At 40.8% G+C, this 23,813-nt stretch carries 29 protein-coding genes; 19 read left to right on the top strand and 10 right to left on the bottom strand.

The features are described 5' to 3' along the window. Nucleotides 1–223: 223 nt before the first annotated feature. Together ACC612_RS05965 and ACC612_RS05960 are read left to right on the top strand one after the other, a co-directional pair. On the top strand, nt 224–1,429 hold the full coding sequence (locus ACC612_RS05965) for an ammonium transporter (RefSeq protein ID WP_371853579.1): 1,206 nt from the start codon (nt 224–226) through the stop codon (nt 1,427–1,429). Between the two features lie 10 nt (nt 1,430–1,439). Beyond that, entirely contained in the window at nt 1,440–1,775 is a 336-nt protein-coding gene (locus ACC612_RS05960; RefSeq protein WP_371853578.1) for a P-II family nitrogen regulator, read from the top strand. Nucleotides 1,776–1,830: 55 nt separating this feature from the next. Here ACC612_RS05960 and ACC612_RS05955 read toward each other — a convergent pair whose 3' ends face one another. Beyond that, nucleotides 1,831–2,562, bottom strand: a complete 732-nt coding sequence (locus tag ACC612_RS05955; protein ID WP_371853577.1) for an NAD-dependent deacetylase — start codon at nt 2,560–2,562, stop codon at nt 1,831–1,833. 113 nt (nt 2,563–2,675) lie between these two features. On the opposite strand from ACC612_RS05955, the gene ACC612_RS05950 reads away from it, so the two are divergent. Then, nucleotides 2,676–3,266, top strand: coding sequence for an N-acetyltransferase family protein (locus tag ACC612_RS05950; RefSeq protein ID WP_371853576.1), 591 nt, complete (start codon nt 2,676–2,678; stop codon nt 3,264–3,266). An 83-nt stretch (nt 3,267–3,349) separates the two neighbouring features. On the opposite strand, the gene ACC612_RS05945 is transcribed toward ACC612_RS05950, so the two are convergent. From ACC612_RS05945 to ACC612_RS05910, 8 genes are all read right to left on the bottom strand, one after another. Continuing rightward, nucleotides 3,350–4,558, bottom strand: coding sequence for an NAD(P)/FAD-dependent oxidoreductase (locus ACC612_RS05945; RefSeq protein WP_371853575.1), 1,209 nt, complete (start codon nt 4,556–4,558; stop codon nt 3,350–3,352). Beyond that, the gene (locus ACC612_RS05940) at nt 4,555–4,728 is read right to left on the bottom strand and encodes a 4Fe-4S binding protein (RefSeq protein ID WP_371853574.1); all 174 of its coding nucleotides are present in this window, start codon (nt 4,726–4,728) and stop codon (nt 4,555–4,557) included. Before ACC612_RS05940 ends, ACC612_RS05945 begins: the two co-directional genes overlap by 4 nt. A gap of 96 nt (nt 4,729–4,824) precedes the next feature. Continuing rightward, nucleotides 4,825–5,454, bottom strand: coding sequence for a 2-phospho-L-lactate guanylyltransferase (gene cofC / locus ACC612_RS05935; RefSeq protein ID WP_371853573.1), 630 nt, complete (start codon nt 5,452–5,454; stop codon nt 4,825–4,827). Further along, nucleotides 5,455–6,531: a 5-amino-6-(D-ribitylamino)uracil--L-tyrosine 4-hydroxyphenyl transferase CofH gene (gene cofH / locus ACC612_RS05930; protein WP_371853572.1), complete on the bottom strand. Its 1,077-nt coding sequence runs from the start codon at nt 6,529–6,531 to the stop codon at nt 5,455–5,457. It lies immediately after the preceding gene. Further along, complete coding sequence (gene cofH / locus ACC612_RS05925; protein WP_371853571.1) at nt 6,512–7,651, bottom strand: 5-amino-6-(D-ribitylamino)uracil--L-tyrosine 4-hydroxyphenyl transferase CofH; 1,140 nt, start codon at nt 7,649–7,651, stop codon at nt 6,512–6,514. The genes cofH (ACC612_RS05930) and cofH (ACC612_RS05925) overlap by 20 nt, the downstream gene beginning before the upstream one ends. A gap of 83 nt (nt 7,652–7,734) precedes the next feature. Beyond that, entirely contained in the window at nt 7,735–8,721 is a 987-nt protein-coding gene (cofG, locus tag ACC612_RS05920) for a 7,8-didemethyl-8-hydroxy-5-deazariboflavin synthase subunit CofG (RefSeq protein ID WP_371853570.1), read from the bottom strand. 46 nt (nt 8,722–8,767) lie between these two features. Then, entirely contained in the window at nt 8,768–10,057 is a 1,290-nt protein-coding gene (locus ACC612_RS05915) for a phytoene desaturase family protein (RefSeq protein WP_371853569.1), read from the bottom strand. After that, nucleotides 10,054–10,215, bottom strand: coding sequence for a 4Fe-4S binding protein (locus ACC612_RS05910; RefSeq protein WP_371853568.1), 162 nt, complete (start codon nt 10,213–10,215; stop codon nt 10,054–10,056). Before ACC612_RS05910 ends, ACC612_RS05915 begins: the two co-directional genes overlap by 4 nt. Nucleotides 10,216–10,391: 176 nt before the next feature. On the opposite strand from ACC612_RS05910, the gene ACC612_RS05905 reads away from it, so the two are divergent. Continuing rightward, nucleotides 10,392–10,841 carry an Lrp/AsnC family transcriptional regulator gene (locus ACC612_RS05905; protein WP_371853567.1) on the top strand — a complete coding sequence of 150 codons (450 nt, stop codon included), beginning with the start codon at nt 10,392–10,394 and terminating at the stop codon, nt 10,839–10,841. 548 nt (nt 10,842–11,389) lie between these two features. Continuing rightward, nucleotides 11,390–12,166 (top strand): hypothetical protein, encoded by a 777-nt coding sequence (locus ACC612_RS05900; RefSeq protein ID WP_371853566.1) that lies wholly within the window; start codon nt 11,390–11,392, stop codon nt 12,164–12,166. Nucleotides 12,167–12,190: 24 nt separating this feature from the next. On the opposite strand, the gene ACC612_RS05895 is transcribed toward ACC612_RS05900, so the two are convergent. After that, nucleotides 12,191–12,577 (bottom strand): hypothetical protein, encoded by a 387-nt coding sequence (locus ACC612_RS05895; protein ID WP_371853565.1) that lies wholly within the window; start codon nt 12,575–12,577, stop codon nt 12,191–12,193. A 304-nt stretch (nt 12,578–12,881) separates the two neighbouring features. Here ACC612_RS05895 and ACC612_RS05890 point away from each other — a divergent pair, with 304 nt between their 5' ends. The 14 genes from ACC612_RS05890 (at nt 12,882) to fpoM (ending at nt 23,813) form a co-directional block, all read left to right on the top strand. Further along, complete coding sequence (locus tag ACC612_RS05890; protein WP_371853564.1) at nt 12,882–14,030, top strand: Cdc6/Cdc18 family protein; 1,149 nt, start codon at nt 12,882–12,884, stop codon at nt 14,028–14,030. A 141-nt stretch (nt 14,031–14,171) separates the two neighbouring features. Further along, nucleotides 14,172–14,591, top strand: a complete 420-nt coding sequence (locus ACC612_RS05885) for a DUF22 domain-containing protein (RefSeq protein ID WP_371853563.1) — start codon at nt 14,172–14,174, stop codon at nt 14,589–14,591. 26 nt (nt 14,592–14,617) lie between these two features. Further along, nucleotides 14,618–15,121, top strand: a complete 504-nt coding sequence (locus ACC612_RS05880; protein ID WP_371853562.1) for a hypothetical protein — start codon at nt 14,618–14,620, stop codon at nt 15,119–15,121. Between the two features lie 288 nt (nt 15,122–15,409). Continuing rightward, nucleotides 15,410–15,802, top strand: coding sequence for a F420H2 dehydrogenase subunit FpoA (gene fpoA / locus ACC612_RS05875; RefSeq protein ID WP_371853561.1), 393 nt, complete (start codon nt 15,410–15,412; stop codon nt 15,800–15,802). After that, entirely contained in the window at nt 15,790–16,341 is a 552-nt protein-coding gene (gene fpoB / locus ACC612_RS05870; RefSeq protein ID WP_371853560.1) for a F(420)H(2) dehydrogenase subunit B, read from the top strand. Before fpoA ends, fpoB begins: the two co-directional genes overlap by 13 nt. Before the next feature lie 9 nt (nt 16,342–16,350). Beyond that, a complete protein-coding gene (fpoC, locus tag ACC612_RS05865) occupies nt 16,351–16,827 on the top strand; it encodes a F420H2 dehydrogenase subunit FpoC (protein WP_371853559.1) in 477 nt (158 codons plus the stop codon). Between the two features lie 9 nt (nt 16,828–16,836). Further along, nucleotides 16,837–17,961 (top strand): F420H2 dehydrogenase subunit FpoD, encoded by a 1,125-nt coding sequence (gene fpoD / locus ACC612_RS05860; protein ID WP_371853558.1) that lies wholly within the window; start codon nt 16,837–16,839, stop codon nt 17,959–17,961. 5 nt (nt 17,962–17,966) lie between these two features. Then, on the top strand, nt 17,967–18,992 hold the full coding sequence (gene fpoH / locus ACC612_RS05855) for a F420H2 dehydrogenase subunit FpoH (protein WP_371853557.1): 1,026 nt from the start codon (nt 17,967–17,969) through the stop codon (nt 18,990–18,992). Nucleotides 18,993–18,997: 5 nt separating this feature from the next. Then, on the top strand, nt 18,998–19,441 hold the full coding sequence (gene fpoI, locus ACC612_RS05850) for a F420H2 dehydrogenase subunit FpoI (RefSeq protein WP_371853556.1): 444 nt from the start codon (nt 18,998–19,000) through the stop codon (nt 19,439–19,441). Beyond that, complete coding sequence (locus ACC612_RS05845; protein ID WP_371853555.1) at nt 19,426–19,713, top strand: NADH-quinone oxidoreductase subunit J; 288 nt, start codon at nt 19,426–19,428, stop codon at nt 19,711–19,713. The genes fpoI and ACC612_RS05845 overlap by 16 nt, the downstream gene beginning before the upstream one ends. A gap of 13 nt (nt 19,714–19,726) precedes the next feature. Continuing rightward, nucleotides 19,727–20,005, top strand: coding sequence for a F420H2 dehydrogenase subunit FpoJ (fpoJ, locus tag ACC612_RS05840; protein WP_371853554.1), 279 nt, complete (start codon nt 19,727–19,729; stop codon nt 20,003–20,005). Beyond that, nucleotides 20,002–20,304 carry a F420H2 dehydrogenase subunit FpoK gene (fpoK, locus tag ACC612_RS05835; RefSeq protein WP_371853553.1) on the top strand — a complete coding sequence of 101 codons (303 nt, stop codon included), beginning with the start codon at nt 20,002–20,004 and terminating at the stop codon, nt 20,302–20,304. The genes fpoJ and fpoK overlap by 4 nt, the downstream gene beginning before the upstream one ends. 2 nt (nt 20,305–20,306) lie before the next feature. Continuing rightward, nucleotides 20,307–22,322, top strand: coding sequence for a F420H2 dehydrogenase subunit FpoL (fpoL, locus tag ACC612_RS05830; protein WP_371853552.1), 2,016 nt, complete (start codon nt 20,307–20,309; stop codon nt 22,320–22,322). Beyond that, nucleotides 22,323–23,813, top strand: coding sequence for a F(420)H(2) dehydrogenase subunit M (fpoM, locus tag ACC612_RS05825; RefSeq protein WP_371853551.1), 1,491 nt, complete (start codon nt 22,323–22,325; stop codon nt 23,811–23,813).

The following is a 23,813-nucleotide window of genomic DNA, read 5'->3' as shown; positions in this document are numbered from 1 at the left end:
CCTCTATAGTCTATAGACAAACTCTATTTTTGACTCCGCGTTGATATTATATTGTGCAGATAAAATGACATATCAAAAATTATAAATAGAATAACATAGGAATACGGCTACACACTGTAGATTACAGTAAAAAACAGACACATTGAAAGGAGAACGGATATGGAATCGATAACTTTGAAAAAAACAATGCTATTCAGCCACCAAATACAGAGGTGCAACTAGAATGCCAATAGACGCAGGGGACACGGCTTTTATAATTATTTGTACAGCCATGGTAATGTTAATGACACCTGGAGTTGGGCTATTCTATGGCGGAATGGTTAGAAAAAAGAACTTAATTTCAATGATGGCATTGTCTTTCATTGCATTCGCTATTGTAACTATTCAATGGGTAGTGGTTGGTTATTCACTTGCCTTCGGGTCCGATATTTCAGGATTTATAGGAAGCCTTCAATATATAGGACTAAATGGTGTAGGCCTGGATGCAACAGGCACAGTAAATATACCTGACATACTATTCATGGCATTTCAGTTGGTTTTCGCTGCAGTGACTCTCGCTATTCTGACATCACCCACTGCTGAAAGAATTAAGTTCAGCTCATTTATAGTACTGGGAATTTTGTGGACTACCCTTGTATACGACCCACTTGCTCACTGGGCATGGGGTGGAGGCTGGGCTCATAAGCTTGGTGCTCTTGACTTTGCAGGAGGTACTGTAGTACACATAAGTTCAGGATTTGGAGCCCTTGCACTGGCCATGGTAATTGGTAAGAGATCAGGGTTTGGGAAGTTCAGCATGGAAGCAGAGAATATCACGCTCACTTTGATTGGTGCAGCTCTGCTGTGGTTCGGATGGTTCGCTTTCAACGGCGGTAGTGCTCTTGCAGCAAACGGCATTGCAGCAAATGCTTTTGTAGTAACCAACATTTCTGCAGCCTCTGGTGCTATAACATGGATGCTTGCCTCCTGGGCAAAGGGAAAGCCAAGTTCTCTGGGAATTGTAAGTGGTGCCGTAGCAGGACTCGTGGCAATAACTCCAGCATCCGGATTTGTCGGACCAATGTCAGCTATAGCAATTGGTGGTATCGCAGGAGTACTCTGTTACAAGATGTTACTGTTCCGTGTAAAGAAGGGATTGGATGAAAGCCTTGATGCCTGGGCTGTCCACGGCATGGGCGGTTTATGGGGTGCCCTCGCTACAGGAATATTTGCAAGTGCTTCCGTAGGAGGTGTTGACGGTCTGATATATGGTAATGTACATCAATTCCTTATCCAGGCCCTGGATGCAGGTGTGGCCATAACGTATGCATTCGTAGTAACTTATATCCTTGCACAGATAGTAGACAAAACTATGGGACTGCGCGTTACCGAAGCAGAAGAATATGTGGGATTAGACATCTCACAGCATGGCGAGTCCGTGAATGCATAAGGTGATTTAAATGAAGAAGATCAATGCAATCATACGCCCCGAAATGCTTAACGATGTCAAGGCTGCCCTTGCAGAGAAGGGGTATTTTGCCATGACTGTATACGAAGTAAAGGGTAGAGGTGCTCAGAAGGGCATTTGTCTGCAATACAGAGGTAAGAAGATAGAAGTGGATATGATACCCAAGATAGAGATCGATATGGTGGTGAAGGATGCAGATGTCCGACCCATTATAGATATCATCCGTAAGTCAGCCCGCACCGGCAAGTTCGGTGATGGTCGAATCTTCGTCTCACCTGTGGAGCTGGTCGCAGCCATTAGGACAGACGATGAGATAACTGAAGACTAATTAATGACCGGATAATTCCGGTCACCATCTGTTTTAACTGAAATGTTACTACTACTCACATCATTTCCTTTTCCAAATACTTGAAGACTTCTTCAAGGTCTGAATATCTCAGATAAGCATACTCATCAAGAGGCGTAGGCATATTATTGATTATGACCAGCCTGCCACCATGTTTTGCGGTGTTCAAAGGCAGAGACGCTGCCGGATGCACAACAAGAGATGAACCGATGACTACCATAAGGTCAGCTTTCGAGCTTTCGGAAAATGCCTGCAGAAGCGCGTTCTGATCCAGCATTTCACCGAAAAAGATAATATCTGGTTTTACCAGGCCGCCACAGCCACTGCATTTTGGAACAACCTGCTGTCCGTGTACAATTGGAGAAATAAGCTCATAGGGGAATTTCCTGCCACAATGCAGGCAGGTGTGCTGTGCAGGTGAACCATGGATCTCTATGACTCGCTTTGAACCTGCCTTCTGATGCAGCATATCTATGTTCTGAGTGATGATGGACTTTACAACACCTTCCTCTTCCAGCTTTGCCAGAACCTTGTGAATTAGATTCGGCTCCTTATTTTCCAGGTTATAAATGAATTCCCGCCCGTGAGTATAGAAATATGCAGGGTCTTTGCGGAAGTAATCAATATCAAAAATCTTGTCCGCATCGAACTCCTTGTATATGCCCTTACTTCCTCGAAAGTCCGGTATACCTGATAGTGTAGAAATGCCTGCACCACTGAGGAAAATACAGTGAGTGGAGTTGCGCAGTAGGTCGAGAAGTTGATACATAAAGAGAAATTGTTGCTGAGAAGTATATATTTGTTTGTCAGGAGTCACTTCTGATACATTTGTAATGTAAGTTGGATAACAAGAAGTACTTTTAACTACAGTGAATTGCAATAATGGATTCTCTGGTAGTAAGTATAGGTATAGAAAACAGCCATTTCAGGGAATATATGATGCCTTTCACTGAAAATTATCCAGCACAATATGAAAGCAACCTTACCCTTAAAGACAGAAGTGTGGTCATCCTTAGGCCTATAAAAGTGACCGATGGAGATCTGATCATTGATTTAATAGAGAAACTATCCTCAAATTCTAAATACTTACGTTTTTTAAGATCCCTTGATTCCTTGCCCGAAAAACTACTTTACCAACTTACACACGTTAATTACATCAGTGGATTTGCATTGGTTGCAACAATCAATGAAGATGGTAACGAAAAGATTATCGCAGTAGCTCGTTACGCATATTCAGCTGAAGACAACAATACAGAACTTGCCGTTATTGTCCGTGATGACTGGCAGCATCGCGGACTTGGTAAATCGTTATTGGAAAAAATAGTTGATATCGGCAAAGAGCACGGCATTTCTCGATATATTGCCCTAATAGCCCCACAGAATAAGATTATAATAAATACGCTAATAAATCTCGGCTATAAGGTGAATTGCTCTATGAAAAGTGGAATATTTCATGTGGAAATCCTTGTTTGACTATGAATTTCCACATTAAATATGAAGACTTCTGAAAAATACCGCATCCATAATATAGTACGGTATTTTCATTCCTGATCGTATTATACGTCCAATTCGTTCTTCACAACATTCTTGAATAACACTCTGAGGTCCCACAGAAGCTTCTTATTGGCTTTGAAAAGAGCATACAACAAGTCAATAAGGCTCATCTTGTTGAAGTTTACGCCTTTGAGGGAATGAGCCAGAGAATTCAGCTCTTCATCAGTGACTTTAACAAACGTATCTTTGACAATAAGACTATTGTCTATTGCCTTTCCGATAGTTTCTCTCCATCTATCCTCATATTCCTGAAGCTTTTTCACGGAAACATCGCCTGAACTTATTGCGTTATAAGCCACTTCTCCTGCAATTTCACCTGCGTCCATTGCATTGATGATTCCTCCACCGGTTAAAGGATCAGATTGCCTTGCTGCATCACCAACCAGCATGAACCCATTAGCAATAGTCCTTTCAATGGACCCTCTCACAGGTACACCGCCATAATCAATTTCTATGATAGAAGCATTTGGAAGCTTATTTTTCACAAAATTATTAAGGTAATCAACGGCTCTCTTTTGACCGGATTCGCTGCCAAGTATGCCGATGCCGACATTAGCCATATTCCCACCTTTGGGGAATATCCAGATGTATCCACAAGGTGCTATCTCTTTACCTACATAGAACTGACAGTATTCCTGATCGATATTAACACCGCTCATAAGATACTGCACACATGTTTCCATATCTGAAGGCTTTAAAGAAGTATCAATCCCTGCCCATCTGCCCACCTTAGACTCCATGCCATCTGCACCAATCACGATCTTTGATCTGATATAATATTCTTGTCCAAGATGCATGGCCTTTATACCGCACACATACCCATTTTCAATTATGAGTTCTGTAGCTCTGGTCTTGACCATAACCTCAGCCCCTGCCTTGGCACTTTCATAGGCAAGCACCCTGTCAAATACCTTCCTTTCCAGAACATACCCTACCTCTCCTCCGGAGATCTCTTCAGACATCTGAATACTAGTACCGTCGGGAGAGAATATCCTGGATCCCTTCATGTCAGAACATATCCATCGAGGATCAGGTTCAATGTGCTTTTTCAGAGCTAGTTTGCTCACTCCCTCTGCACATCTTACTGGATCACCAATCTCTTGACGTTTTTCTATTAATAATACACTAAGCCCTTTCGTAGCTGCAACCTTTGCTGCTATGGACCCACCCGGTCCGGCACCGACGACGATTACATCATAATAATCTTTCATCTTACCACCCTGATAGCTCCCACGGGGCAAATCTTAGCGCATATACCACAACTGGAACAGTTCTTATCTACTTCTATCCATGTCTCCACAAGCTCCAGGGCCCCTGCCGGACACACACCCACACATGCACCACAATATCCACATTTATACCTGTTCACTTCAATGGACACAATTATCACCTGTAAATTTGAGATAGCATAACTTAACGTATCCTAATAGTGTATTCAGTTTTATATTTATCGCATATAGCTGAAGCTACTTCATGTTCATTGAATACTGGCAAGCTTTACACGTGCTCTGCCACTTTCCAACTCGAACTTCTCTTTTGCATATTCAAGAGAAAGTCCATGTCCGTGAAGAAGAATCTCAACAATATCATGTGGCTCATCGATATCTGTGCTCAGCAGGAAGGAATCGTATATCTTCAACGACTGATGCATATCTTTAGCTATTGCACAATGATTACAGAAACTCATGCCATAATAGCGGACATGGAACTTGGAGGGGTTCTTCACGAAAAGCACATTGGTACCCCCGCCTTTTCCAGGTACGATTACCACATCTTCTTTGGAAGAGATTATACTTTTAACTTGCTCCGGTCTGGCAAGAGGAAGATCTGCCATTATTATAAGCACTGGCTGATCTATTTTTTCAAGATATTTATTTATCGATTCGTTCAGATCATTTGAATCGATCACAAAATTAACATTAAGGCCAGCAAGTGAGCCATATTCAGATGTTGTAAGGATATCTATATCATTCAAACCGGCCTCTCGCAGGGAACATACTACATCCCTTAACATCAACTCTACAAATTGCTCCCTTTCCATCCGGGTAAGAATAGGAGAAAGCCGGGATTTTGCATTCTCTTTTTTGTACGGAATAAGAGCACGCATTTATACTCCTTCATAAAGTGCATTTCTCTGTTGAGGAATTCTGCCGGAAGATCTTATGATCCATTCGATCTCTGCAGGTGGAACATATTCCCCGTTAGTGCTTCCGGAAGCAGTGGAGATCTTATCTTCCATAAGTGTGCCGCCAAGATCATTGGCACCGCAATGCAAAGCTACCTGACAAAGCTTCTTTCCGAGCTTGACCCAGCTTGCCTGAATATTATTGATATGACCATTGAGGATTATCCGTGCCATGGCGTAAAAACGCATGTCTTCAATACCCATTGTCATGAACTTGCCTTTTGATAGCATATCCTCACCAACAGGATTGTTATAAGGCATAAAAGACATTGGTACCAATTCAGTGAAACCTTTGGTTTTTTGCTGGATGGAACGAAGAATAAAAAGATGGTTCATCCGTTCCTCAAATGTTTCCACATGACCATACATGATAGTTGAATTTGTCCTCAGTCCCACCTGATGAGCAGCCATTATGGTATTTATCCATTGATCTGTGCTCAGTTTTCCAGGGCAAATTATCTTACGCACTCTGTCAGACAGTATCTCTGCAGAGGTTCCTGTAAGGGTATCAAGACCGGCTGCTTTAAGCCTTACAAATGCTTCTTCAACTGGAATTCCTGTAGTTTGACATGCATAGAAGATCTCCATGGGGGAAAAACCGTGTATACTCATCTTTGGGAATGCTTCTTTGATGTCCTCTACAACAGAAACATAGTAATCAACATCAAGCTGTGGGAGAAAACCTCCCTGGATGCACACTTCCACTGCACCGGCATCACTTGCCTCTGCTACTTGTTCAAGGATTTCGTTCATATCAAGGATGAATCCTTTTTCAGAACGATAAGCGCAAAATCCGCAATCTCCTTTGCACATGTTAGTGATATAGATGTTCCGGTTCACTACATAGGTTACAACATCGCCTACTGTGTTTGAACGAAGCTCATCTGCAAAATTAAAAAGTGCCATAGGAGACACTTCCATAAGTTCCAGGGCATCCTCTGGAGTAATTTCTCCCTGATAAGCCCTTTCCTTAATATCTTCAGGAATAAATGACAGCATCGCCAGCCTCACGGGGACCATTGCCAAATGACTCTTTTTTAATATTATCTATCTCGTAGAGAGTGGTTCTCTGTTTTGGAATTCTGCTTGCCCCTTTGATCATCCATTCAAGTTCCTGTGGGGAAATGGAAGAACCATTATTTGCACCTGCTGCAGTAGAGATACTTTCTTCCATGAGTGTACCTCCCAGGTCATTTGCACCGCAATACAAAGCTACTTGAGCCAATTTTTTCCCTAGTTTGACCCAGCTTGCCTGAATATTATTAATGTGTTTATTGAAGATTATGCGGGATAATGCATACACTTTGAGATCATCGATACCTGTAGTGGCATAACGACCTTGTTCGATCATCTTTTTTCCGATAGGGTTATTATAAGGCATGAAAGGCAGAGGTACAAATTCAGTGATACCCTTTGTTTCTTTCTGTACATCTCTCACAACCATCATATGTTCGATTCTATCCTGCCAGGATTCGATATGTCCGTACATCATAGTAGCGGTTGTACGGATGCCTGTTTTATGAGCAGATGTAACCACATCCACCCATTCTGCAGTTAAAAGTTTACCCGGACAAAGTTCTTTTCTCACGTGGTCACAAAGAATCTCAGCGGCAGTACCGGGCATGGTTCCAAGACCTGATTTTTTTAGTTCACGCAATACATGCTTGACACTCAGGTCACTGGTCCTTGCGGCATGATAAACTTCCATGGGGGAAAATGCATGGATATGAATAGATGGATATTCTTCTTTAACTGCTTCTAAGATGCCGGTGTATAAGTCAAGACCAGCTTTTGGCAAAAGACCACCCTGGATACAGACCTCAGTTGCACCAGCCTTGTAGGCTTCTTCCACTTTGGCAAGTATTTCTTCTGTTTTCAGGATATATCCTTCGTCCTGTTTGAATGCACAAAAACCACATCTGCCTATGCAACGATTAGTAAAGTTAATGTTCCGGTTCACTACATAGGTAGTGATATCACCAACCGCTTCGTAGCGCAAATTGTCAGCGAACCTGAAAAGTTCAAAAGGTTCAGCATCCAGAAGCAAGAGCGCATCTTCGCTGCTGGTTTTTCCGTTGTACGCTCTTTCCACCAGCTCTTCATCAATTTTTGACATCATAATATGACCAAACTAGTCTGTTGGAATAGTATGCTCAATTAGTTCAAAATATAAAGCATTATCTAAATCAGGTACGTTAGACCTTACAGTCTTCTGTAACCTTCATTATCAATCATTGATTTTATAAGTGACTTTAAGTTCCGACTATACCAGCCTTTTTTAATATAAGCTGGATAAATAGGCAACCGCTCTCTCAAAGATATATCTTTGAGCATCTCTTGCAACTTTTCCACTGAAGGCCACTCTGTTTCAGGGTTGATCCAATCAATGGTTGTGGGAGAGATGCCACCTAGATCTGTAGCGCCGTATTTGACAAGTATATATGGATCTATTAAGTTAGGTGCAACCTGTATAGCTACATCAGCAGGTAATATTTCCCTTGCAATAGAAACTATCTGCATCATATCTTCTATGGAAGGAGATGAATTATTTTCCATGAAGGTTCCAGGTTTTGGAACGAAGTTCTGGATAATGACTTCCTGGATATGACCATATTTGTTATGCAGATTAGAAATGCATTGTAATGAGTCTATCCGATCGTCTAAAGTCTCACCAATGCCAACAAGAATACCAGTTGTGAAAGGTATTTGCAGTTCCCCCGCATATTTAATGGTCTTGGTCCTGACATCAGGATGTTTCCCAGGACAATTAAGGTGAGCTGCTACATTGCCCGTGGTTTCCAGCATAAGTCCCATGCTGACATTCCAGGGCTTTAAGGCTTCAAGTTCCGTGTAATTAAGGACACCAGCATTCGTGTGAGGCAAAAGGCCGATATTTATTGCCATTTTGCAGAGGTGTATCACATATTCGACGTTGGAAGAAAAACCTAGCTCTTCAAGCCATTTCTTATATTCAGGTACTTCATCGGCATATTCGCCAAATGTAAAAAGCACTTCAGTACAACCTGCTTTTTTCCCTTCTTTGAGTATAGGGATTACATCCTCCGGCGACATGAAGCATGACCCTGGCTCATCCGGCTCGCGTCTGAATGTGCAATACCCACACCTGTTTCTGCAGGCGTTGGTCACAGGTACAAATACATTACGGGAAAAGGTAACAAAATCTATCATGTGTTTTCACTTAACTATATAGAATATAATAAATTTAATCTATCGATTACGTACTGGAATTTAGGATGTCTGTTATGGCATTTCTAACACCCAATGCAATACCATCAACTTCTATGCCACCTTTGCCTTTTGCGCCGTCTCCCACTATATAGAGACCTTTGATGGGAGTCTTATTGTTAAGATCAGTACCAGAAGATGAACGATTCACAGGCCATTCTCCGGAATATGACTGTATGAGAAGTACTTCATACTCCTTACCTGCAAATATCTCAGAAAGATCGCGCAGACCAAGATCGATTTCTTCCTCAAGCCTGCCAATATTTTCCCATTGTACACACTGATGAGCCATAATAAGATGTTTACCGGCAGGGGCCAGGGAAGGATCAACATTTGTTACCTCATCAATACCATTTATCCTCCGGGCGTACGGCGTGAGAAGCACACCTGTATGTTCTATAAGAGGTTCTTTCGATGCAAGGCATATCTTGACACCTGCAGAGGGTCTGAGTTTTCGAATGGCTGCAAGATAGTTCGCTGCACTTGCATCCAGAGCAATGGTATCGTATAGCCTGCTTGTTTCCATGTGACCTATATCACTTATCACAAGATCGGCTCGATGCTCCTTTCCATCCGCCACCACTCCCACAGCCTTGTTATTCTCCACAAGAATCTGTGTGACCTCACTGGAAGTATGTATCTTGCCCCCATGAGAGCTGATTATATTAATAAGGGAGTCTGTTACTGCCTTACATCCTCCGACGGGGATCCCAGGACCACTATACCTATACATATTTTCGATTATTTCAAAGACTTCTGTAGCTGGCACATTTTCAGCTTTGAGGCTTAGTGCCCAGCCACAAAAAGAATCAGCTAGCTTTAGAGCCCAGTCTTGATTTAGGTTCTTTGAGCACCATTGGGCCATAGAACCACTTTTTGGAGGGAACGTACGTGTGGTGGTTATAAGAATTGCAAGTTTAATTCTGTTAAACAGAGAAAAGCGTTTTCTGAAATCATGGAACTCTATGTCCTGAAAACCATGTGTGTAATCCGTAGCATCTTTTTCTGTTGGAATACGAATAGTGGTCATGGGACGGGACCTTACTATCCTGACATCGGCTTCAAGATCCTTTAGCAGGGTGCCCAGTGGTCCGGTCGGACCATGAGGGATCATATGTAAAGCGCCGGTAGATAGCTGAAATCCTTTGTAATCTATATTGGTGAATCTTCCGCCTATAATGGGAAGCCTCTCTAAAACATCAACTTCATGACCTTCCCGTGAGAGCCAGGCAGCACTGAGAAGGCCACCAAGTCCTGAACCAATCACTAAAACTTTCATGCACTTTCCTCGATAGCTTTCATCGGACAGTAGGCCATACATATTTTGCACTGGATACAATCATCAGTTATCCGTGCAATCCCTTTCACAATTATAGCATTTTTTGGACAAAAGGCAGTACATTGGCCACATCCAACACATTTTTTATCAATTATCATTGGCTATCCACCGTTTATGCACTATAAAAGCATTCAATAAACAAAAACATTATTGTCTTTATTAGTATTCTCATCATCTAATTTTTTCACATATTTTTACTAATAATATCAAATTGACCATAATTAGTAAAATGAAAGAAAAATATCATATACTATGAATATATAAATATAATAATATGGATGATATAGACTTTGCTATCTTAGAACACCTCACCCAAAATTCCAGGATACATAGCACTGAGATCGCAAATGATCTTGGGCTTGCTACATCTACTGTTCATAAAAGGATTGAAAAGCTTCAGAGTAACGGGATCGTCAAGCAATTCACTGTTTTAGTAGACCCTGTTAGCGTTGGGTTGAATATAACTACCTATATAGGCCTTCGCATAGAGCAGAATAAAAGAATAAACGTGATCAATAAGCTGAAGAATATAAATGATGTGTTGGAGATATACGAACTTCTGGAACCTTATGATCTTCTGTTAAAAGTGAGAACCTATGATATACATTCATTGAAAGAGAATGTCCTTCATGTACTCAATAATATAGATGGGGTAGTTGAATCTAACAGTCTGCTGACCACTAAATGCCATAAAGAGAAAACATGTTTCCTGGTAAGGAAATGAGAATTTCGGCTCTGTAGAAAACCTGCACATTAAGTTTGAACCACTGAGTTCACAGAGAACACAGAGACTTAAAATAGCAATCCTTCTCCGTGAACTCTGTGTCCTCTGTGGTTGTATCTGCCCACAGTCGAGATTGTAGCATGATGATTTCTACAGAGCCAGAATTTCTATTAATCATCCACAACCAGCCCACATTTGATAAAATATGATTATCAGCCAAATAATTGCCTTTCCGCAGATGTCTAGAAAAACAAAGATCTTTTTCTTCCTACATTCGGTATACGTGGACAAAATATAAATCATACTAAATAATATTACTTAGTTAAATTATGCTATTATTGATTGAAAAATAGCTGCAACCAGGTAATTCATAAATTTTAGGACATCTGCAGAAGGTCGATTATATGATTTTATATTTTTATCGAATAATACTATTCTATTATATTATGTAATCCATATATGTATATTCTAAATTTAACACTAACACCAAATAAAATATATACTTTTATTACTATAATAACTATCTATAAACAATTGGAGGCTTGTACGTGAACTACAAAAAAAATTACAAATTAATGTTGTTCATTCTTGCAATAATTACTATTTTAGGAGTGGCAACTGTTTATGGACTTTCTGAATCTAGAAAAACAGTAGTAATCGATCCCCGATCAGAATATGGAAAAGAACTAACTGATATTTCAGAGAAAGCTATTAGGGAAGCAGAGATTGACAGTAGTTATATTTCTCTTCAAAGCATTGTCCAAGACTCTCCAGATTCTATTATGCTAACTTTCCATAGTACAAATAGTTTTAAAAATGGAATAATTTATTCTAACGACAATCTTAATGAAGGAATACCAATCTCATTTTTTGCTGCTGATCTCGATCGTTATGATGTAAATACTTATCTAACTGACAAAGGTATCCAAGATAAAAATGCAGTATGCTTAGATGAAATATTTGGGTATGGTCAAAATTGCCTATATTCAACTAATGGTAATTCAGTCGAATTGATTGATCCTGAGACTAACAAAACGGTGTTTACCTTATTGGATTATACAATGATTAAAGATTCTAAGAAAACAAATGCATTAGCTGATGAAATCAATTCAAAATATGATATGGTAAAGCAACCACTTCCGATTGACAAAGATAAATCTTACATTATAATAGATGTAAAGGGTGGAGATGTAGGTACCGAATCATTGATTAATGTCGCTTTCTATAAAGGGCAGCTTTTCTCAATGCACATAGAAGAGACTACCAAAGAAGATTCTAAAACGACAATAACTCATAGTGTAAAGTACTATAATGATAGTAGATAAAGTAAGATGGGAAATGCTCCCATCTTATACAAAAGATAAAGTTCCGTATTGGACGCCACCAGTACCTGTCATGTCCCACACTGTATAGTATGTTTTGGAAGATGATAAACTATTAATTGCTGCATTGTAATCAGAACGTGTAGTCCAAGTTCTTATCACTTTATCTGGAGCAAGTGGAACATCTTCATATACAGTTGTAATCATTTGATGGTTGCTAACTAAACCAGAAGCTCCATCAACATCCATAATTACGCTATATGATGTTTTACCTGTAAGATGAGCACTTGTTACGTAAGTATTGTCATTGAACACTACATATGTCGACCATGCACTAACTAGTGTAGCTGATATAACCACTGTTATAAAAAATGCCAGCATTACTTTTTTATTTAAGATTCTATTGCAATTCATTCTTCACTCACCATTTTTACTTTAGAGCTTTTTAAAATTACATGTTAGTAAAGACTAGTTCGATATAAATGACTATTTGGAGCCATTAAACATGGGCCATGTTTCATAGCTTTCGATAAATACAAATATAATAGCTAACTTAACCAAATTATCAACAGCATAAAAAACATTTGAGGCACTACTTTTTAGTCATAAACCATTTATAAAAAATAGCAAAAGCCATTAAATCTAAATATCAGTAGATGCTATGAAAAATATTGTAATGTATGTTGGGTAATCATTAAAAATGGTTTGCTGATATTATGTGGTTGATTTAAAGAAAAATAGAAAAACTATTGATTTATTTGATAGCGAATATATTCCCGATAAATGCCCACATCGAGATGAAGTTATTAAAAATTTGTTGACGAAGTTTACGTTAAACACTGAAAAAATGCCTGGCAAATTATTTTTAGTTGGGCCAGAAGGATCAGGCAAGACCATGGTTGCTCGTAAAATTTGTTCAATTTTGCGAAATGAGAATAAAAACAATAACTATTCCATATACGTAAATTGTTCTATATATCGAACTGAACACATGGTGCTTGAACAGATCATTCGTTCAATAAAGACGAGTTATCGATGTAAAGGCATGTCATCTCAAAGTATTATAAAATCACTTATTAATCTTCTATTTGAGAATAATATTCATTTGACTATAGTACTTGATGATGTACATGAATTTCCTGATGTAAAGAATTTATTAGGAGATTTATGTCAAATAAATGATTTCGGGATTAAAAATGCTTCTTCAAAGATTTCATTTATCGCTACATCATTAAACATAAATATTCTTTCAAAATTAAATTCTAAATCAAAAAGAATTTTGGAATTATGTACTTACAACTTAGAAGCTTATTCTACAAATGAGATTTATGATATATTGTACGAAACTGTAAAGAGTAATTTGTCTGATGATTACACGATTTCTAATGATGTATTATATCTAATTGCTGAAACAGCCGGAGAAAGAAATGATGTAAAATATGCAATTGATTTATTAAAAGAATCAATATTGTGTACACAATTTGCCCAATCTGATAATACTATATTACAGCATATATTAAATAAAAAAATCGAAATACATAATAAAACTCGAGATGAAAAAATAGAAACCTTGTCAAAACATGAACTACTATGCCTTCTAGGTATATGTAAAGAAATTAAAGAAAACAATTTTACACATACTGGAAGTTCATATAAAAGTTACATTGAATTGTGTAAGGAACATGGTGAAACAATGAGATCAAGATGTCAGTTCTGGAGATATCTTGATATGTTATCAAAGCACCAGATTGTTTCAACTGTCCCTACTAAAGGAGGAGATAAATATGGGAATACAACTTTAATAAAACTAAAAGACAACAACGTTAACTTTGTCGAAGGTAAAGTAGAAAGTCTCATATTTAAATAAATATGTTGTTTAATTAATTTTAAAGATGAATCTGATAAATTTCTTCTAATTAGCTTGTCCTCAAGCAATATAACGATTATTAATGATGTTTTCCTCGAAACCTATGTGTACTAGTATAGACCAACTATTTGTGGTGATGAAATGAAGCAGGAAATAGTTCAGGTCGTTTCCCGAGAAAACGGTGACCTTAAATGTAAGACAATAAAAGCTGCGACATATGAATTCACGATTGCCACGCGGGCAAAATGGGAAATGGTAATAGCTGCCGAAGATATGGAAATGCGGGCAGGTGAATTCAAGAAGTTGCGTGTGAAAGAAATCAACATAGAGCCGGATACAATTGCTATTCCTTGCACCTTCACACATCATGCAATAGTTTCCCTGATCAAAGTAGGTACTGAGGGCGGTACTAAACCTGTAGATAACGAACGTATCATCACACATGCCTATGTACTAGGGCAAGAATCCGGAAAAGTACATAGCGGAGATCTCATTGCAGTGCTGAACATATTTCCCATAATGTTCACGCGGGAAGCTATGAAACCTATATCAATCGATTGAACAATTTGAGATAAGGGGATGAAATATTGGACACATGCGACATCTGCGGTGGAGAGCAGGATTCCCGTTATTTCAAGGACTATAATATCTGCACTTCGTGCGCAGATATAATGGAAGATGTGATGGGAGAATACTTCATACGCACTATCTGGAAAAGAGAACCTAAGGCGCACAAAGCTTATCTGCAATACATTGACCATACGATAAAATATATATCTGACTACAAAAAACTCACAGATAAATCCGAAAGCCACATTAAGAAAGTAGCAAACCGCGTCCAAGACGCACTTGAGACAAATTCATCTCCCCTGAAGCAAAAATACTTTGAGCATATGCAGATGGTACTTAAATGGCTTGAAACAACGCCCCATTTTTACCATTACTACTTTAAAGATTACTATGTTTGTCCTCATTGCGGGGCTTCTATATTCGATAAATATGTTCGGACAGATCTGGGCGACTGGATGGTTGTCTCTTGCTCCGAATGTAATACTGTCATTAAGAAGTATTATTCGCCCCAATTACAATGAGATAAATTCTCCTTTTTTACAAGGATTTTTGTGCGTCAAAAAGCCTAATCTGTAATTATTAAACGATATCAATAGACGTTATTTATCATTATTAAACAATATAATATTATCAAATTTCTTTAATATAATTATATGGTGGCTCTGCGGAAGCTATCCACAACAAAAAATTAATAACCCATCACGTATTCTGGAATTACATTCTTTAAAACTGGGTTACAGTATACTAGTAATCATTAAAAGTAATGTATACAAGTAATCTTTATGGTCAAATTCTTCAGGTGAATCACTATGTCAGGAATAATCGATACTAGCAACATAATATACAGTTATATTCCGGTTGCGATAATTCTTGTAGTGGCGCTTTTGATGCCTCCCACGACTATGCTTCTTGTAAAGCAGTTAAGTCCAAGGAGTAAATCGCTTGCTAAATATGAGACATATGAAGCGGGTTCTGTTCCTACAGGAAATGCAAGGATCCAGTTCAATGTCGAGTATTATTTATATGCCATTGCATTTGTCTTGTTTGATATTGAGGTTCTTTTCTTATACCCTTGGGCTACCATTTTCAGAGAACCCAGTATAACAACCATAGCAACCATTGAGATGTTGATTTTCATTTTTGTAGTGCTTTTCGGATACCTATATCTCATTAAAAAGGAGGCTCTCAAATGGCAGAAATAAAAGCAACTGTTTCTGATAATACAGAAAATCTGCCTGAAGAGATCCCTGGTGTAATGACAACAAGCAGTAGTGCTATCAGCGATTTTTTAAAGAAGACAAAAGCTCAGGACTTAATTAACTGGGGACGTAAGAACTCGCTATGGTTCACAGTAAACGCCATGGGATGTTGTGGTGTGGAATTGCTTTCAACGGGTATGGCACACTACGACACAGACCGTTTTGGAATAATTCCAAGAAACTCTCCAAGGCATGCTGATGTTCTTATAATCAGCGGATATGTGACAAAAAAATATCTGCCTGCACTACAGAGGATATGGGACCAAATGCCAGCCCCAAAATGGGTTATTTGTTTTGGCGATTGTGCCATTAGTGGCGGCCCGTTCTATGAATCTTACAGCACAGCTCAGAACATAGATGAGATATTTCCGGTAGATGTTTATGTTCCTGGATGTCCACCAAGATGTGAGGGCCTGATCCAGGCATTTGTTGAGTTGCAACAGAAGATAGCTGCAAAGAAGGACAAAGGTACTGAATATTGAGGTGACGCTATGGATGCTAAAACTATGATAGATTCACTTTCCAGTCAGTTCACAGGCACTATCTATGATGCAAGTGTTGAATCTGATATAAGGATCATTGCTAAAGTGAAGCAGGAAAATGTAAAGGATATATGCAGATATCTTAAGGACAAACTTTCTTTTGGACACCTCTGTTGTGAATTCGGTGTTGATTACCCTAACAGGAATGAGATCGAAGTCGTCTATGTGATTGGTTCTTACGAACATCCTGTAGTCCTTACACTGAAAGCAATATTACCAAGGGACAATCCTGAAATTGAGTCTGTTGTCCCTGTATACTGGAATGCTAACTGGTACGAAAGAGAAACATATGAGCTGTTTGGTGTTAAGTACCTTAATCACCCAGATCTGAAGCCTCTTGTGCTTCCTCAGGAATTGCTTGGCGAATGGCCACTTAGAAAAGATTACAAAGGCTTCCCCAACAAAACAGCCAAAAATCTGGTATGAGGTTTTACTATGGATAATACAGTTGGACCTTCTGAAATGATAGTTCACCTTGGGCCACAACATCCTATGATGCCAGGTCCCTTCAGACTCAATGCAAAATTGAGAGGAGAGACCGTAGTGGATTCCGAGGTAGAGATGGGATTTATCCACAAAGGGATAGAAAAAATACTTGAAAGCAAGACATACCTTCAAGGAATAACTATTGTCGACAGGATATGCTACCTTGCAGCGCTGACCAATGAAGAAGCATATGTTGGCTGCGTGGAAAAGCTTGGAGGCATAGAAGTGCCAGAGAGAGCACAGTACATTCGTGTGATAATGGAAGAACTTTCCAGGATACAGAGCCATTTGCTGGGTATGGGAGAATATGCCTCCTTTGTTGGCTTTGTGAGCATGTTCATGTACACCATCAAGGAAAGAGAAGATGTGATGAGCCTTATGGACTCTGTTACCGGAGCACGCATCACACACAGTTTCCTGCGCTTTGGAGGTGTGAAGGACGATCTTCCTGAAGGATTCAAAGAAGATGCAAAGTATGTCTTTGGAAATCTGAGAAAGGCTATTGCCACTTACGAGAATCTGTTCAGCACAGATTCCATTTACAAAGGAAGGACTGTAGGCATTGGTGTGCTTACAGCTGAAGTTGCAAAAGATATCGGTGTATCCGGTCCGCCGCTTCGTGCAACAGGAGTTGCTTTTGACATCCGTAAGGCTGAACCTTATCTCGCCTATAAGGATCTCGACTTCAAAGTATGTACTCAGACCGCAGGTGACGTGTTTGCAAGAGTTCAGGTGCGTCTTGATGAGATGCGTGAAAGCATGTATATAATAGAGCAATGTCTTGATCAGATACCCAGCGGCCCCCTGTTCCCAGAAAATACTGCCTATGGCCGCAGGTCACCTGTTATGAGAATACCAGCCGGAGAAGTATTCCACCGTGTGGAAGACCCAAGAGGTGAAATGGGATTCTACATGGTCTCTGACGGTTCCGATAAACCATACCGTGTAAAGATAAGAGGACCAGTATATCCCACATTGCAGACTTTACCTCCGCTTCTTAAAGGAGTCAATGTTGCAGATATTGTGGCAATAGCCGGAAGCATGGACACATGTACAAGTGAGGTTGACAGGTGATCATGATGGAACTAACAGATATTCTTTTCAACCCCTGGCTACGTGGTATTCTGGGACTTTGCCTTATGGGTGCCATATTCATGGGTGCAATGTTGGTTGTCTGGTTTGAGCGTAAACTCGCAGCTGACGTCCAGCAGCGTCATGGTCCTAACAGAGTTGGTCCTCATGGAATATTCCAGCTGGTCGCAGACGCGATAAAACTCTTCACAAAAGAAGACATCATACCTGCCAACGCTGACAAATTGCTGTTTGTCTTTGGACCTATAGTCCTTATGGGATCTATTTTTCTGATGCTTGTCGCCATTCCTTTTGGTGCAATAATCATAAATGGCAGCATATATCCAATAGCTGCAACCGACATGGATATAAGTATTCTTTATATTGAAGCGGTCTCAGCTGTTTCTGTCATTGGTATTTTCATGATAGCCTATAGTTCTAACAACAAGTATTCCCTGCTAGGAGCATTCAGGAACTTCGCACGTATGATCGGGTATGAAGTTCCTCTGGGCATCTGTGTTGTAAGTGTGGCTATAATGGCAGGATCTTTGAATATAATAGATATTGCTCATGCTCAGAACCCTCTATGGTTCATTATCAAGCAGCCCATAGGATTTGTAGTGTTCTTTATAGCCCTGATGGCTGATATGGGACGTCTTCCTTTTGACCAGAACGAATCTGAGGAAGAACTCATTGCAGGATGGATCACAGAGTATACTGGTATGAGATTTGGTCTCGGTTTCTTTGCTGAATATATTCACATGATGCTCGGGTCCATGCTTGTGGTCTTGCTGTTCCTGGGAGGATGGAACCTACCTACAATGCTCACTTCTAACATGCTGCTTGGAATAGTTCTCCCCACTGCTTTCTTCCTTGGAAAGGTAACGCTTGTGATATTGACTATAATAATGATCCGCTGGGCTGTTCCAAGGTTCAGGATCGACCAGGTCGTAGACCTAAGCTGGAAGAAACTACTACCCCTATCTTTGCTGAATCTGGGATGGGTTATTGCACTAGCTCTGATGGGAGTGTGATAAATATGGTTCTAAAAAATATCAAAAAGGCATTAAAGCACATCTATTTCGCACCTCCTGTAACCAGAATGTGTCCGGAAGAACCCACCAAACTATCGGATAGGTTCAGAGGGTTACAGAAACTGGATAAAAGCAAGTGCATAGGTTGTGGGATATGTGCCAATACCTGTCCCAACAATGCAATAAAGATAGTTAAGGCCCGGACCGGTCCAAAGAGCGACAAGAAAAGATGGTTCCCCTCAATTGACGTGGGTCACTGCCTTTTCTGTGGGCTGTGCATAGACCAGTGTCCTAAGGGAGCTCTCTCAAGTTCTAAAGTGTACCTGACAGGTGTCATTAGATGGGAACACAATGACCTACTCTTCACGCCGGACATGCTGGCAAGAGAGGTTGAAATAAATGCTGAAAAAGAAGCTGGTAAGGAGGTAAGCAGATGGACACCTCAATAATTGCAGATGTTCTGGAAATACTGGTCTTTGCTGTTATGGCTCTACTTTCCATATCCTGCGCTTTGTTCGTAGTAACAGCGAAGGATATCGTCAGATCTGCATTATCATTAATAGTGGTAATGTTCGTTGTGGCAGGTTTGTATATTATGTTGAATGCCCAGTTCCTTGGAGTAATTCAGGTACTGGTGTACGTTGGAGCTATCGGCGTATTGATAATGTTCGCGGTCATGCTCACGAAGAAGGATTTCGGAAGTGATAAAGATGCTGAATAAGAATTTTACCATAATGCAGATCTTGACTTCTGTATATGATTTCTTCAGGCCACGTATAGCAGGCATGATAATTGCCTTCCTGTTCCTTGCAATAGTAATAATATCCACAGGTTTTACCCAATGGACCACTGTGGAACAGATCCCACAGAACATGATGGACCAAAGTAATATTCAGGGAATAGGCAAACTGATCTTCACGGATTTCGTAGTGCCTTTTGAAATACTGTCTATTGTTTTGCTGGCATCTCTTATGGGGGCTATCTATATGGCAAAAGGAGATGGTACTGAATGATACCATTATTCTATTACCTTGCACTCTCAGCCATCATATTCTCAATAGGCCTTTTTGGATTCATGACCCAGAAAAGCGGAATCAGAATGCTCATGTGCGTGGAACTTATGCTTAACGCTGCAAATATCAACCTTGTGGCTTTCTCAAGCTATAACGGGGACCTTACAGGGCAAGTATTTGCTTTGTATTCCATTGCTCTTGCAGCAGCTGAGGCAGCCATTGGTTTTGCTATCCTGATGTCCATCTACAGGGTCAGGGACATGATCAACCTTGACAAACTCAACATATTGAGGTGGTAAAAATGGCAATAGAAAACATGGCATTTTTAATACCTGTACTGCCTGCACTTGCTTTTGTGCTGACGTTCTTCCTGGGTAAGAAGTTACCAAATGGCGGAGCCATCATCCCCATAATTGCTATCTTTACCTCTTTCGTCATCTCATTGATGATCACGCTGAACCTGTTGCAGAACCCTGAGGAAGTCATTTCCCAGTCCTACAGCTGGTTTGCAATACTGAATGTAGGTATTCTCATAGACCCTCTGGCTGCAGTTATGCTGTCAATGGTAACATTCGTGAGCCTTCTTATCCACATATACGCTGTTGGCTACATGTCCCATGATAAAGGACAGCCCAGATACTTCGCAGAAACCGCACTCTTTACAGCTGCAATGCTCGGTGTGATCTTATCTGATAACATTCTTCAGTTCTTCATTTGCTGGGAACTTGTGGGACTGTGTTCTTACCTGCTCATTGGCTTCTGGTTCCAGAAACCATCTGCAGCTTCCGCAGCAAAGAAGGCTTTCCTGACTACTCGTGTTGGTGACGTGATGTTCCTTGCAGGTATCATCCTGCTCTTCTCAGATATATTCAGAATATTCAACGGCGCCATCCCTGAAGGCGTATATGTCCTCAGGTTTGACGAGATCTTCAGCTACATACCACAAATTGCTGCTCTCAATACACAGATATTCGGATATGAGGTCAGCCATCTGACTATTATCACACTGCTCTTCTTTGGTGGTGCAGTTGGTAAATCCGGTCAGTTCCCTCTGCATGTGTGGCTTCCTGATGCAATGGAAGGTCCAACTACCGTTTCTGCACTCATACATGCAGCAACGATGGTTACAGCCGGTGTATACCTGGTAGCAAGGACATTCCCCATGTTCATCGCAGCTCCTTACTCTTTGATCATAGTTGCATACCTTGGAGCCTTTACAGCACTCTTCGCTGCAACCATGGGACTTGTAATGAACGATATAAAACGTGTTCTGGCATTTTCCACTATCAGTCAGCTTGGATACATGATGCTGGGACTTGGAATGGGTGCAGTCATCGGAGTAACAGCAGTAGGTGACTCATTATTCCACCTCATTAACCACGCATTCTTCAAGGCACTCCTCTTCCTGTGTGCCGGAAGTGTGATCCATGCAGTCGGAACCCAGGATATCAGGCAGATGGGCGGTGTAAGAAAGGTTATGCCTATAACGTTTGCAACAATGCTCATCGCTTCCCTTGCTCTGGCAGGTTTCGGTATACCTGGAACTCCCATAGGTACCAGCGGTTTCTTCAGTAAGGACCCAATAATTGAAGCTGCCTATCTTTTCGGCGAGTCTACACAGAACTGGATTCCATATGCTTTTGCAATAGTAGCTGCCTTGCTAACATCCATCTATATATTTAGATTGATCTTCATGACCTTCACAGGTAAGCCAAGGACCGACTATGGAGGGCACGAATCTCCATCTGTGATGACCATCCCTCTAATGATATTGGGTATTCTGGCACTCATATTTGGTGCGATAACAAAGACAGGCTTCGGAACATTCCTGGAAGAAACTTTCAGTAACAGTTTCGTCAATCTTGATATCCATGCTCTTGCAGAGATCGGAAAATATCACTTGGCTGCACACGGTGGCGAAGGTGAACCATTGTTGATACTATGGATGCCTGTGATCGTGGCTATTGCAGGTCTGCTGATATCATACCTTATCTATGGCATGCGTGTGATCGACATGTCAAGAATTGTTTCCAGAAAGAATCCCATATACAAACTGCTTTACAACAGGTACTACCAGAATGCGATCTATACGCAGTTCCTGGCAGTAAAGGTTGTATATGAAGGTCTTGCACTCGCTGGAAGAGCTGTCGACAGAGGCTTTGATTGGTTGATCAATTTGATCGGCAATATATTCACTGATGCCTCAGATGGACTAAGACAACTTCAGACCGGCGTGGTACAGAACTATGCCACTTCGGTAGTAACTGGTGTCAGTTTGCTGATCATTCTTGTCAAGCTGATCCTGGAGGTATTCTAAATGGCAATACCCATTCTATCTTCAATAGTACTGATCCCGCTTTTATTCGCAGTACTCACTATATTCACAAAGACAAGAGAACAAGCAAGGGCTTCTGCCCTGTTATCTTCCGTGCTGGTACTGGTGCTGACCCTGTTCATGTACTTCAACTTTGATAGTACTGCAACTGAGATGCAGTTCCAGGAATTAGCCAATTGGGTCCCAAGCCTGGGAATACATTATCAGCTGGGTATAGATGGCATATCCATGCCACTGGTCCTGCTGAACGCCATAGTGATCCCATTCCTGATACTCTTCACATGGAATGATAACAAGCAACAGGCCAACAAATTCTATGCGCTGATCCTTGCAACCCAGGGAGCCGTCATAGGTGTTTTCTTAGCACTTGATTTCTTCCTGTTCTACGTGTTCTGGGAACTTACTCTTGTGCCACTCTTCTTCATGGTAAGTATGTGGGGAGGGCCTGAAAAGCACAAGGCATCCATCAAGTTCTTCATTTACACGCACGTAGGTTCACTTGTAATGTTGCTGGGCATTTTTGCTCTCTACTTCGCAGCATGGAAACAGACTGGTACTCCCAACATGGGCATCGAGCATCTGCTCTCGCAGTTCCAGTTCATAGGTGATAGTCTCTCCCGTGATCTCATATTCGCGGCGCTGTTGTTCGGGTTCCTTGTCAAGATCCCCTCATTCCCATTCCATTCCTGGCTACCGGATGCATACGTTGAAGCACCAACTGCAGGCAGTGTGCTCTTTGTTCTGCTTAAGATCGGTGGTTATGGATTGTTCAGAGTTACGCTACCCTTACTGCCCTTCACGCCATCTATGAATCTTATGATCACTATCATGGCACTGCTGGGTTCAGTAAGCGTTCTGTACGGTGCTTTCCTTGCACTGGCCCAGAAGGATCTGAAGCGTATGGTAGCATACTCTAGTGTGAGCCACATGGGTTATGTGACATTGGGAGCTGCAGGCCTTGTATCCCTTTCCGTATCCGGAGCTATGTTCCAGCAGTTCTCACATGGACTTATCATGAGCATTATGTTCATGGCATGCGGAGTTATCAACAATGCCACAGGCACAAGGATCATCAATGAACTTGGAGGACTTGCCAGAAAGATGCCAAAGCTTACTGTTATCATGATGGTGGCTTTCATGGCCTCACTGGGTCTCCCAGGACTAACAGGATTCATAGCTGAGTTCCTGGTGCTGACATTCACCTACATCAACCAGCCCACTTATGTGGTTATAGCCATACTGGCAATAATCATCACGGCAGCATATCATCTGTGGGCAATGCAGAGGGCGATGTTCGGTGTATACAATGAGAAGTTCGGTGCTTTGAAAGATATTTCTGCATCCAAGACATTCTCAATGGCTGTCCTCGCAATACTCATAATTTACTTTGGACTGAATCCCAGTCCGGTGCTGGATATGATGATAGCTAACTCAGAAAAACTGGTCAGCCTCATGGCTGTTGCGGGGGTGTGA

This window comes from Methanomethylovorans sp. (assembly GCF_041447285.1).
In the GTDB taxonomy this organism is placed as follows: Archaea; Halobacteriota; Methanosarcinia; order Methanosarcinales; family Methanosarcinaceae; genus Methanomethylovorans.
Note: the sequence above shows the minus strand (reverse complement) of the source record. Positions and strands in the feature narration are given on the sequence as shown.